Source organism: Acetobacter sp., assembly GCF_047721705.1.
In the GTDB taxonomy this organism is placed as follows: Bacteria; Pseudomonadota; Alphaproteobacteria; order Acetobacterales; family Acetobacteraceae; genus Acetobacter.
Genome location: NZ_JBDNXK010000091.1, coordinates 1 through 11,918, shown reverse-complemented (window position 1 = coordinate 11,918; position 11,918 = coordinate 1). Strand labels below are relative to the sequence as shown.

Annotated in this window: 10 protein-coding genes and 1 tRNA gene; 7 read left to right on the top strand and 4 right to left on the bottom strand. The window is 51.3% G+C overall.

Annotated elements, in window-relative coordinates; genetic code table 11:
* Positions 1-170: 170 nt before the first annotated feature.
* The 6 genes from ABF824_RS13350 to ABF824_RS13325 all read left to right on the top strand — a co-directional run bounded on the left by ABF824_RS13350 (position 171) and on the right by ABF824_RS13325 (position 7,912).
* On the top strand, positions 171-1,682 hold the full coding sequence (locus tag ABF824_RS13350) for an exopolysaccharide biosynthesis polyprenyl glycosylphosphotransferase (RefSeq protein WP_415489499.1): 1,512 nt from the start codon (positions 171-173) through the stop codon (positions 1,680-1,682).
* On the top strand, positions 1,672-2,475 hold the full coding sequence (locus ABF824_RS13345) for a WecB/TagA/CpsF family glycosyltransferase (protein WP_415489498.1): 804 nt from the start codon (positions 1,672-1,674) through the stop codon (positions 2,473-2,475). Before ABF824_RS13350 ends, ABF824_RS13345 begins: the two co-directional genes overlap by 11 nt.
* A 71-nt stretch (positions 2,476-2,546) precedes the next feature.
* Positions 2,547-4,748 carry a GumC family protein gene (locus tag ABF824_RS13340; protein ID WP_415489497.1) on the top strand — a complete coding sequence of 734 codons (2,202 nt, stop codon included), beginning with the start codon at positions 2,547-2,549 and terminating at the stop codon, positions 4,746-4,748.
* 16 nt (positions 4,749-4,764) lie between these two features.
* On the top strand, positions 4,765-5,871 hold the full coding sequence (locus tag ABF824_RS13335; protein ID WP_415489496.1) for a glycosyltransferase family 4 protein: 1,107 nt from the start codon (positions 4,765-4,767) through the stop codon (positions 5,869-5,871).
* Positions 5,825-7,282, top strand: coding sequence for an outer membrane beta-barrel protein (locus ABF824_RS13330; protein ID WP_415489495.1), 1,458 nt, complete (start codon positions 5,825-5,827; stop codon positions 7,280-7,282). Before ABF824_RS13335 ends, ABF824_RS13330 begins: the two co-directional genes overlap by 47 nt.
* A gap of 69 nt (positions 7,283-7,351) precedes the next feature.
* The gene (locus tag ABF824_RS13325; protein WP_415489494.1) at positions 7,352-7,912 is read left to right on the top strand and encodes a polysaccharide biosynthesis/export family protein; all 561 of its coding nucleotides are present in this window, start codon (positions 7,352-7,354) and stop codon (positions 7,910-7,912) included.
* Positions 7,913-8,323: 411 nt separating this feature from the next.
* Here ABF824_RS13325 and ABF824_RS13320 read toward each other — a convergent pair whose 3' ends face one another.
* Positions 8,324-8,791 carry a hypothetical protein gene (locus tag ABF824_RS13320; RefSeq protein WP_415489493.1) on the bottom strand — a complete coding sequence of 156 codons (468 nt, stop codon included), beginning with the start codon at positions 8,789-8,791 and terminating at the stop codon, positions 8,324-8,326.
* A gap of 269 nt (positions 8,792-9,060) precedes the next feature.
* A tRNA-Asn gene (locus ABF824_RS13315) sits at positions 9,061-9,136 on the bottom strand.
* Positions 9,137-9,277: 141 nt separating this feature from the next.
* Here ABF824_RS13315 and ABF824_RS13310 point away from each other — a divergent pair.
* Positions 9,278-10,318 carry an ABC transporter substrate-binding protein gene (locus ABF824_RS13310; protein WP_415489492.1) on the top strand — a complete coding sequence of 347 codons (1,041 nt, stop codon included), beginning with the start codon at positions 9,278-9,280 and terminating at the stop codon, positions 10,316-10,318.
* Here the strand turns inward: ABF824_RS13310 and ABF824_RS13305 are convergent.
* Positions 10,271-11,536, bottom strand: coding sequence for a DUF2075 domain-containing protein (locus ABF824_RS13305; RefSeq protein WP_415489491.1), 1,266 nt, complete (start codon positions 11,534-11,536; stop codon positions 10,271-10,273). The two genes, ABF824_RS13310 and ABF824_RS13305, sit on opposite strands and share 48 nt — an antisense overlap.
* Positions 11,533-11,918 (bottom strand): YdcF family protein (locus ABF824_RS13300; protein ID WP_415489490.1); only part of this gene is annotated, 386 nt, incomplete at its 5' end. The genes ABF824_RS13305 and ABF824_RS13300, both read right to left, overlap by 4 nt.

The window sequence follows — 11,918 nt, the reverse complement described above, 5'->3', positions numbered from 1 at the left end:
TTTTTTAGATGTATGATTATATTTCAATCATTAAAACTTGCTAGGAAAGCTTGAAGGTTTCCAATTCAGTCGTATAGTCGGATCACTAATTTGATTTGAACGATATAGTTAGAGACAGGCAGAGTGCGTTTGCAGGTCTTGGAATGGGTGTGTCGGGAGTGCAGGAGTCAATGGATAGCCGGCAGGTTCTTACGCACGATGTTGGAAAGTCTTTCGGTGTAAATCACATAGGACATGACTCTGTCGAGCAGTATGCAAGTAGGCAGTTGCTGCGAGAGCCTTATCCATACCTGAATAATGTTCTTGCAATGGGTGTGAGATTACTTGATGTAATCTGCGTTGCGGCGGGTTCTTTTGTTGCGTTTTGGGTGGAGCAAAACTGGGGGGTAGAACAGCCTCATGTAGGGATGCTGGCTCCTAATGTCACTGCTTTTCTCGTTTTCTTTCTCTTTCCAAAAAAATCGAAACTTCTTGCATTTCCAAAAATTCGACGGCTTAAAGCTCAATTACGCTATCTCGTGACCCCTCTGTTGACCGGAGGAAGCGTTTTTTTTCTTTTATGTGTCCTTTTGTCTTTTGGTCGCGATGAAATTATCCGCTGCACGACAGAGTGGCTGATCGTCTCGGGATTTATGCTGGTGCTTGGTCGGTTGGGGTTGAGTCTCCTTCTTTATCAACCGGCGATTGTGAAGCTGTTGAAGCGCAGAATTGCCATCATTGGGACTGGTGAGGCAGCGGTTGAACTAATTTCCAAGATGTCAGCAGATGCTGGCCAGACCTATGCCCTGTTTGGGGTTTTTCAGGATCAGCCAGAAAATAGCGAAATCGTGAAGGCCGAAGGAAATCTTCAGGATCTGCTGCGTAGAAGCCGTCGAGAGGCGCTTCATGCAATCATTCTCGCGTTTCAAAGTGAGAATGATAGTGATATGCGTGTTCGGCAGGTCGCTTTGGCATTGAGGCCGGTTCTTTCAGATATTTATGTGACTCCCAGTCTTGTTTCGGGATTTGACCGTGTCCTTCCTTGTGAATATCTGGGAGAAAATCCGGTCTTCGTGGTGCAAAGAAGGCCGTTATCAGAGGTGCAATCACTTGAAAAAGCGATTGTGGATCTGCTTTTTGCGGCTCTGATCTTTATTTTTCTTCTGCCTTTTCTTGTGTTTGTGGCAATAGTCATAAAGCTGGATTCCAAAGGTCCCATCTTTTTCCGGCAACCGCGCATTGGGAAGAACGGCAAGGAATTCTTAGTTTATAAATTTCGTTCCATGCACACCCATATGTCTGATCTTATGGCGGCGACACAGACCAGCCGCAACGATCCGCGTGTAACAAGAGTGGGGCGGTGGCTGAGAAAGCTCAGTATTGATGAAATTCCCCAATTGTTGAATGTGCTGAAGGGGGAAATGTCCCTGGTAGGGCCGAGACCTCACGCTCCTCACACGCGCGCAGGCGGTCTTCTGCTGGATGACGCCTTGGCGGAATATGTCCTGCGCTATCATGTGAAGCCGGGGATTACCGGATGGGCTCAGATCAATGGCGCGCGGGGCGAATTGGTCACTGTTGATGATCTGAAAAAAAGAGTGACATACGATTTGGAATATATAAGGCGTTGGTCATTGCTTTTTGATTTCAAAATCATGTTTCTGACAGTGATCAGAGAGGTGTTCAGTCGGCATGCGTTCTAAGGAACAGAGTGGAGAGCGCAGCAAGGCTTTCCAAGGGCGGTCTTTTCCCATCATTCCGGTAATGGGGTTGCCGATCATGGATATTCCAAGATCCGAGATTGTCTCGTGTCTTGTGGAGGCTGTGCGGCAAGGGAAGGCGGCGCGTGTCGTCAATGCCAATGCCCATTATGTCACTCTTTCGCAGAAACAGCCTTGGATGAGGCAGCTTTTCGCCGACTCTGAAGTCGCATTCTGTGATGGTGCCGGGGTTCAACTGGCGTCTCTATTTTTGAACGGCAAGCGCCCCCATCGCACGACACCGCCTGAATGGGTGGGCGAGATGCTTTCTCAGCTTGGATCAGAGGCGCGGGTTTTCTGGCTGGGAGGCGAGCAGGCTGTTGCAGAAAAAGCTGCGGCGAGTTTTGAGACGTTATATGGTTGCCAGACAGCAGGGTGTCTCAATGGCTTTTTCGATGCAACGCCGGGTAGTCCCGACTCCGAGCGCGTCATTCAGGCCATTGTTGATGCCAAACCTTCGGTTCTGCTGCTGAATATGGGAATGCCCCGTCAGGAAAAATGGCTGTGGGATAATTGGCACCGTTTACCGCCGTTGGTGGCTGTTACAGCGGGCGCTCTGGTTGACCACGCAGCGGGTCGTGTCGCGCGGCCGCCCCGCTGGGTCGCAAATCTGGGGCTTGAATGGTTGGTTCGTCTCAGCCGGGAGCCGCAGCGTTTGTGGCGCCGATATATGCTGGGTTTGCCGGTTTTCGGCTTTTATGTGTTGTGTTGGAGAGTGCGGCTCTTTACCGAATGAGAGGTGCCGGTTTTCCATCCGTGATGATTGTGTGCTTCTTCACCGACGCGACTTGATAAGGCTGTATCCCCATGCTTGACCGCCCGCTGGATTGTGCTTTCGAGCAGCCAAGAGCGACACCTGAAGGGACGAATACAGGCCTGTATTCGCTGACTGCGCGCTATTTGGGTATGGGGTGGCGTTACCGCGTCCTTTTTGGCGTGGTGGCCCTGACTATCGTTGTCTTGGGCACGGGTGTTGTCCTGTCTCTCAAACGGTCTTTCATGGCTACGGCTACGGTGGTTGTGACCACCCAGATCAGTGATCCTCTCTCGTCGTCGGATACGAACAGGGCGTTGGAAGATGACGAACTGGCAACGCAGGCAGCTCTGATCGAGTCCCGCGATGTCGCCGCTCTTGTGCTTAAGGAACTGCCGCCACCGGAAGCCCCCAAGGGGCACGATTGGCGGCACTTCCTGTGCTCGCATGGTGTGAAATTTGGGTGTAACACAGGCACGGAAACGACAAGTAACAGTGTCAGCACGCAGGATCGTCAGATTGATGGGCTGCTTGCGAGCGTTACGGCTGAACCACAGCCTCGTTCACGGGTCATTTCCGTCGGTGTGAAGGCAGATACTGGAGAAAGGGCGGCGGCATTAGCCAATGCTTTTGTCTCAAGCTATCAGAAGCTGGCGCTTGATCAGCAACGAAATGACCTGCAGCGGGAAGCCGAGTGGCTGGACAGCCGGACGGAAGCCTTGCATCAGCGCTGGCTGGAAGCTGAGAGATCTGCTAGCAACTATAATCTACAGCATGACCTCGCAAATACGTCCAGCGGTTCGCCTCTGGTAGAACGCCAGATCACTGATATGGCTTCCAGCCTCATTCAGGCTCAGGCGCGTTATGCGGCCGCTGAAGCCCAAATGAGTGCATTGAAAGCGGCGATGCAAAAAGGCGATCCACAGGCGATGCTTGCGTTGGCGCAACAGCCTCTGGTTGTGACAGCAACAACGGCGCTCATGCAGGTAGAAAACGAACGCGCCCAGAAAAGTGGTTCCTTTGGTCCGAATCATCCGGATGTGCAGGCGTTCGATAAACAGATAGCTCTGGCAAAGGCCAACCTTGCCACCGTTACGCATCGCTCCCTGATGTCCGTGAATAATGACCTCGTTTCCGCCAAGGCGGACGTCGACCAGTTGAAAGCAGAACTGGCGCGTCTGCAGGCTCAGTCTGGCAAGCAGAGTGGGCCTCAGGCAGAATTCCGTACGCTGGAGCAGGATTCATTGAGCGCACGTACTGTCTATGAGGCGTTTCTTGAGCGCTCCAAGCAGTTGACTGATCGGGTGGCTCTTTTGCAGCCTCCAGTGAAGTTTGTTTCTCACGCCGCAGTGCCAGCGTCTCCTACGTTCCCCAATCGCAAGAAGCTGATGATGGGGGTCCTCATACTTGCGTTTGTGGGCGGTGTCTCAGCGGTTGCACTGAAAGTCGCTTTTTCTCCGGACTTTGTGTCCGTTGACGATTTGCGTGGCTTCTGTGGGTTGCCATTGCTGGGGGTGTTTCCGCGTTTGGGGAGCCAACGTAAAAAATCTCCTGCTGGGTTGGTCAGGGAACATCCTTTTGCCCTGACATCCGAAGCCGCGCGCGAGTTGGGGACACAGCTTACTTTGGTGAATAACCATCGCCAGGGTGAGGCCCGGACCGTGGTCATTACCTCTGCCTTGCCTGGCGATGGAAAGATGACTCTCGCGGCGTGGCTGGCGTCTTCGGCTCTGGAGTCGGGCGAAACAGCATTGGTGATCGATGCTGATTTTGGTCGTGCAGCGTCAAATCCGGAGAAATGTCAGGGACAAGCAAAAGGTTTTTCCGATGTTCTCGATGGGCGCGTTGCTGCACGCAACGTCATCGTCCGGGATGAGCGTTGGGGCGGGGATTTCATGACAGCGGGTACTCCCCGAGGTTACATGTTCGACCGCAATGAAATTGCGGAAATTCGGGATCTCTTTCAGGACCTTTCCAGAAGCTATCAGCTGATTATTATTGTAACGCCGCCTCTGGGTGTCGTATCGGGTGGCCTGACGCTGGCCTCTCTTGCGGATCAGACCATTTTTGTCTGCCGGTGGGGAAGAACCTCGCGTGATGTCGTGGCTGCCTGTGTTGAGCGACTTCGTTTATACGGCGCTCATCTGGTAGGATTTGTTCTGACGGGCACTGAAGCAAAATCGTTCAATCTGCTGGGTGGAGCGCATCTTACGCGGAAAGAGGCGCGTTTGATCGCTGAACGTCGTCAGGCCTGAAAAGAGGCAATGGGTTGTGAAAATTGTGCATGTTGTCCGGCAGTTCAGCCCCTCTGTCGGTGGTCTTGAAGATGCTGTTCTGAATCTTGCGTATCAGCAAAGAAAGAATCTGGGGGTCGATGCCCGAGTGGTGACGCTTAACCGTGTCTTCAACCGGCCCGGTGTGTTGCCACCTCAGGATTCTGTAAGAGGCATTCCGGTCGTCAGACTGCCTTGGAGGGGATCTGCGCGTTATCCTCTGGCTCCAACCGTTCTGGCTCATGTTGGAGACGCGAACCTGATCCATGTGCATGCCATTGATTTCTTTTTCGATTTTCTTGCCGCAACCAAGATTTTTTTCAGAAAACCTCTTGTCGTTTCAACGCATGGTGGGTTTTTCCATACACCTACCTACGCGCGTCTGAAAAAAATATGGTTCGATACGATTACACGCAGCAGTATTCATGCTTATGACAGAATCATTGCCTGTAGTGAGAATGATGCTGACATATTTCGATCGATAGCGGGCGATAAGCTCGTCACCATTGAAAATGGTATCGACCAATCAAAATTCGTCAATGCGGCATCGACTGTTCCTATCAGAACATTAGTAAGCTTTGGACGTTTTTCCCCTCATAAAAGACTGGATCTTCTCTTCCCCTTTTTGCGAGAATTGAGAAAACAGAATCCTGATTGGAAGCTGGTTGTGGCGGGTCGGCCAGCAGAACTTTCTGTAGCTGATCTGGAGAGTGAAGCGGAAAAAGCGGGTGTGCGGCAATCCGTCACATTCGTTGTGGAGCCGACCGATGATCAACTGAAAGAAATTTTCAAAAATACGAGTTGGTTTGCTAGTTTTTCTGAGCATGAAGGGTTCGGTTTGGCGGCTGTCGAGGCATTGTCTGCGGGCCTGATCCCGATCTTGAGTTCACTTCCTCCATTTTGTCGCCTTGTTCATAAGACGGGCGTTGGGTTGCTTGCTCATGGTAATGATTTCGTTGCGCTTGCTGCTGAGGTGGAACAACTGCATGGAGATGGGAATGCCATGGAGGCGCAGAGAAAAAGGGCGATAGAAAAATCTTCCCTATATAACTGGAAAGATGTCGCGCAGAGTTATGTCAATATTTACAAAGAAATATTGGTTTGAAGTGGAGATGTGTCGGTCTGTTCGTGGATTGATAATAGATTTTTGTCATTATTTTTTGAGCTTGCTTAAAAGTAATTTTGTGGCTGTCGGTGCGCGAGATCAAAAAAGAAATTTCTTAACTCTGGTGTTTTTCTCGTGTGTGTTTACTGTAAATGCAAATGCACAAATAATAAATCAGGTTTTTCCAAGTGAATTACCGGGATATTCCGCTGATACCGGGGGAAGCGTCTCTTTGCGAGAGATATTGAGCCGCAGTCATGTTGGTATTCCGATAGGAGCTTATATTCTCCGTCCATCGGCTTCACAGGGGTTCAACTACAATACCAACATCTTGGGTGCTCCCAATACTGCTGGTGCTGAATTTGATACGGCTGCTTCGCTGGGCGTAAATTCAAACTGGTCACGACATGCCATTGGTGCGTCAGTATCTGTTGCCAATACGGCTTATCCAACTTTGTCTGCGGCAAATTATACTGACTGGAGCGCTTCGGCCGGTGGTTCCGTGAATCTGGGGCGCGACGTGGCTTCGTTAGGATATTCACATCAGGTCAAACACCTTACGGCCACTGACCTGGGAAACTTTGGTATTGGTTACCCAGTGCCCTACGCGGCGGATGATGTGAGGTTGAATTATCGGATCAATTGGACGCGGTTCGCCCTTATTCCTTCTGCTTCCTACGATAATTTTTCCTTTGGCAATAGCGAAGGGACGCTTCCTACTGCGGCGAGAGATACGTCTGCATTGGGACATCAGCTCGAGACCCAGATGTTGAGAGGACGCTTCGAGGTCTCGAAAGGAAATGCTATCGTGGCCGCCTTGCGCTCCTCCCAAGCTCAGTTTGTAACACGACCAGATTATTTGCCAGGGGACTATATTAGTGGAGGTGGGTTTGTCGGAGTGGATCTGAGGGCCGACCCTGTTTTGCAATATCGTCTTTTGGCTGGTGGAGAGACACGGCATTTTACGCGGGGTAATGGACATTCAATTACGACGCCCACTGCTGAAGCTGATATCGTGTGGATGCCTGACAAGATGAACACAGTCACATTGATAGGTCAGCGCGGCCTATTTGACCCAACGTCTCCTTTTTCCCGAAATCAGGTCATGTCGACAGTTTCCGTGCTGTGGGACAGGGAACTGCGGAAAGACCTTATATTTCACGGCTCTATCGGTTTGGCGCGGACAGATTCACATGCTTCGACAGAAGGTGTGCAGACTCGTGAACAAACACAGTCGACATTTCGTGGTGCCGTGGACTGGCTTTTCAGGCGCGATCTGAAGCTGACATTGAAATATAGTCATGTCTCCAGCTACAGCAAACACGGTGTTGCGTCGGTGCTGGAAAACACCAATTCCAAATCAACTTTTACGGGTAACACGATCGGACTTACTATTGCCTTCGCTCGATAAGTGCCTTTTAAGTGTGCAATGCAAAATCTGCCTCATTCGGAGGAAATACGGATAATGTGGGGACGTCTGATGAAGCGTTTTATTGCAGTCGGTATGTCCTGTTTTTTTGTGGCGGCCTGTTCGCCTACGCATGGGCTCAGACCGATTGGGGATATGTCCGGCGTTTACAAGCTTGGCGCTGGCGATCAGATCCGTGTCCTGACTTATAATGATCCTCAACTGAGCAATACATTTGTGGTGAGTGATTCAGGAACAATAGATTTTCCGTTACTGGGGACGGTGCGGGCTGTTGGTCAGACACCACAAGGGTTTGCTGCTGCGCTGACTAATCAACTCAGCAACAAGGGGCTGCTGCATAAACCGAGCGTATCTGTTGAAGTGGCGCAGTATCGACCAATTTTTGTTTTGGGTGAGGTTTCCCGACCGGGGCAGTATAATTATCTTCCCGGAATGACGATGGAGACTGCTGTCGCGCTGGCTGGCGGTTATACCTATCGTGCGATCAAGGACACTGCGAGTGTTGTGCGTACAGAAGGTGTAGTGGAAGAGCGGGCGGTCAAGGGTAAGATCGACCCCCAGACACTTCTTGCCCCTGGTGATGTAGTGACAATTTATGAGCGCTTTTTCTGATTGTTGTTTCAATCAGTTGTGGAAAGCCTTGTAGGAAAAGCGTGCGACGCCGGCCCAGAAGGGTAGGCAAAATAGGGATGCAAAAAAGATCCCTCTGAACGCAGAGTATTCCTGTTCAGCATCCGCAGGTGCTGGATGATGCTCCGGTTGTTGCGGTTGATCCGCGTAAAGGGATGACAGGAACGTAAATTTCTTGTCCGGAGACATGGTGGTAGCTCAGCTCAAAATTTATCCTATGTCCAAAATAAGAGAAAATTAGTAAAGCAATCATTAAAGGGTGACACATTTCAAACGGGGCACCACGACAATCATGAAAATATTGGTAAGGGGCTTTTAGGATGCCCTTTGTTGGCATTAGAGAGTGGGCGCAGCGAGAGTTGTTATACCGCTACGCCATGAGGATACTTTGCTTTAGTTTTTTTTGCCTTCAAAGAAATTCCCAGTGTCTTTGGCGGCGTTCGAAGACCAGTTCCCTATTTTCTTGCCGGTATTTTTGCCCCACTGGCCGACATCATGGCTTTTATCTTTGCTCCAGCTGCCTATTTTTTTGCCTGTTTTTTTCGTCCACTGAGTTGTGTCGTGCGCTGCATTCTTCGTGCCATCACGCACGGTATCCCAGCTTTTTTCCGCAGTCTGACAGGCGCCGCTTGTGCAAGTGTCCGATTCAGCTGCCAAGGCTGGAACGGTTGCCAGCATCAATGCTCCGGTTGCTAGCAGTGCTGAGAATTTAATCATCTTTTTGCCCCTGATTCTGACTTGCTCTGTTTTGTGAGAGCATATTTCTGCGTGTTCGGCTTTATTGCTGCCGATCAATAGCCAATGAAATATGTCATCGGTTTGATGGACACGACATTCGTAACGCTTGCTTTTGATTTCCACAGGCTCGCAGTGAATAGTTTCTCTTGAAATGAGATGGCTGGAAAATAATGTGGAATCAATGGGATATTACAGAAAGCTGTTCTGTGTGGGACGAATGGAGAGTTATTGATTTGTCTGCAGCTGTTAGCTGAGATAGGCGGCAGCTGTGCATACACAAGCTGTGCCAAGTGCCAGTCTATTAAATTATAAGCGGAAAAGGGCGCGCTCTGTCGAGATGCCGAACGCGTGCTCAGACAGAGAGTATGTTACATTGATTGTCTGAAAAGAAATGGTTCCCGAAGTAGGACTCGAACCTACGACCCAGCGATTAACAGTCGCTTGCTCTACCAACTGAGCTATTCGGGACCAGTTGTGAGCGCCGATATAGCCAACCATGCGGAGGTCGTAAAGCCCTTTTTGTGATGATTTTTTTCTTTTCTGGTTTTGACAATCGCGTGTGTGGAGAGCAGCTAGGAAATCCTGTCTGACGGGTGGAAGCAAAGTTTAATGGGTGCTGAGGAAGAGCGTGGAAAGAAATGGCCGCGACGCCGGATTTTGGCCGGTGTTGGTGGAATTGCGGGTGGCGCTGTTCTTGGAGACCTCATCTGGCACAGGATGCGGCACCACAAGAAGAAGGCGGAACCAGATGGCCAGCCACGTAATCTGACGCTGGCCTGGGCATCGCCCGAGGACGATCTGGCCCTGATCGTAGCGCAGGAACGTGGGTTCTTTGCGAACTATCAGCTTGATGTGACCACACGTCCTACGGTGACGGGCAAACAGGCCATCGCGGCTCTTTCTGATGAAAAGGTGGTTGGAGCGGTGGCGGCTGCATTGTCGTGGTTACCGCTCCTGCAGAGTGGCACGCCTGCGAAACTGATTGCCGGAATTGGCCCGGGCACCTTCCGCCTTCTTGTGCGTCGTAACAGCGGTATTACGCGTATTGGCGATATTGTGGGGCGGCCCATTGCCGTTCTGAATGAGGATGCGGCGGATCAGCGCTTTTTCTCCGTGCTGTTGCGGCGGAAGGGGATCGAGCCAAACACGGTTCATTGGAAGCCGGTTTCCGACACGAAAATCAATCAGGCCCTCGCTGCTGGCGAAGTGGATGGCGTTGTCCTGCATGATCCTGACGGCTGGCAACTACTGAGTGACAACCATGCGACGCTCGTAGAACTGGCTGGCTCAACGACTGGCAATTATGCGGCGCGCGTCAACAGAACTGTCGGACTTTCAAATCGCTTTCTGAATGAAGATCCTAACGGTGCGGTTGCTCTGGCGCTGGCATTGCGCGATTCCTGCCGTTGGATTGAGAAGCATCGCAATGAAAGGGTGGCGTTGCTGGGACCGCACCTGCCGGATATGGAAGAGGACGATATCCGTCAGATGGTTGATCACCAGCCCGCGCCCGTCCATGTGATGGGACCGTGGCTACGCGATCAGGTCGCAGAATATGCCGATGAGCTGAAATTGCTCAATTTGCTGCCGGATGCGTTGGATTCAGGTGCTTTTGCCCGCAATGTCTGCCGGAATGTTCTGCATATTTGAGGTGTGCCTCGTTCGCTCTGTCCAGAGCTGCGACAGACGATGGCGTAAGGCAGGATCAGTCGCGTAAACGTACAGGCCCCGACGGGCACGGGTGAGAATGACGAAGAGAGCGTTCGCCATGACATGGCACCGGGCTTCTTCCTTGTCGGTGATATGTCCTCGCCCGCTGAAAGCCGCTGTATCCTCGTAACGGTCTGGATGAAAGAGAACGCGATCCGTCGCTGCATCATATGTCATTGATGGACCAAGGATAATGCCCGCGTAATTCAGGTCAAAGCCCTGCACGGTATAGACTGAGCCGACTTCATCCAGGGAGTCTGGACGTTCTGCCCATGGCAGACGGTGAGATGGCTGATTCCTGTCCCAGCGTAGACGGAAAGAACCTGCCTCTACGAAGTGATCTTCCCCGTTCAGTGTGTAAGGAAAATCATACGTTGCGAGAATGCGGGACTGCCCATATTGCGCATCGCGTTTTCTGATGTTCGCATACATGACGGAAGCATCGTCATAAATTCGGAAGTCGAAAGCTTGAGGTGCTGGAAGAGAAAGGAGTCTGCCATCACAGAGCCCGCGTATCCAGCGCATGACATCCGGATTGGCTTGCACGCGGAATTGCTCAGTCAAAGAGATTGTTCGCGTGGGGATTCCGGTTAGAAGCTTCTGAAGCTGCGTGTCATCCCAATAACCCTTGAATTTCAGTGTTTGTCTCGGATCGAAGACCAGAACAACCACGCGAGCAAGTTTCAGGATCTCTTCCAGCTGGTTGTTCTGCCGGAAATGGTTGTAAGGATCGGAACGTGTCAGAAGAAGATGCGCCTCATCGATAAAGACGATGTCGGAGCGGATGCCTGACTTGTTCTGGGTATTGATGAAGGAAGTCGGACGCTCATAATCTTTCTTGCGCAGAGCCGGAACATCAGCCGCTATATTGCGATAGAGCTTGATCATCTCGGGATGATTGACAAGAAGCATGTTGCTTGTGCCATGTAGGGAAAGCGATGCGTCACGCCCGCGTGATTCCATCTGTATACGAAAAAAAGCCGTGTTCAGAACAAGGCTTTTCCCGGTTCCGGCATCTCCTTCAAGCACAAGGACGGCTTGCCGGTCATGACAATGTTGTTCGCAGAACGCGACAATATCTTCGACAAGCTTCTCCTGTTTGTCTGTCAGGGTACAGAAAGGAGAAAGGCGGGATGTAGAAGAATCCTGATGAGTCATGATGATTTCTCTGGTGCCGGGAATAGTGAATCGGTCCAGCCGCGCATCCGGTAGGCTGCCATGCCGATCCATTCATGCGCAGCCCAGTCGAGTTCCGCCATACGGTTGCCCAGCGACAGGGAATAGCCTTTCAGATGATCGCGTGAGAGATAACCGACCGGCCATGGAAGTACTTTCCATCCGGCCTTGCGAAAAACCCCCACCGAGCGGGGCATATGACTGGCCGAGGTGACAAGAATCCATGTCTCATCGGGGCGAGGATGGACGAGAGCGTAGCTGTCCGTTGCGTATTCACGTGTTGTTAGTGCGTGGTTTTCATAAATCCCAAGGTCATCGGGCAATCCCAGTCCTTCGAACAAAATGCGCACCCATTTCGCTTCGT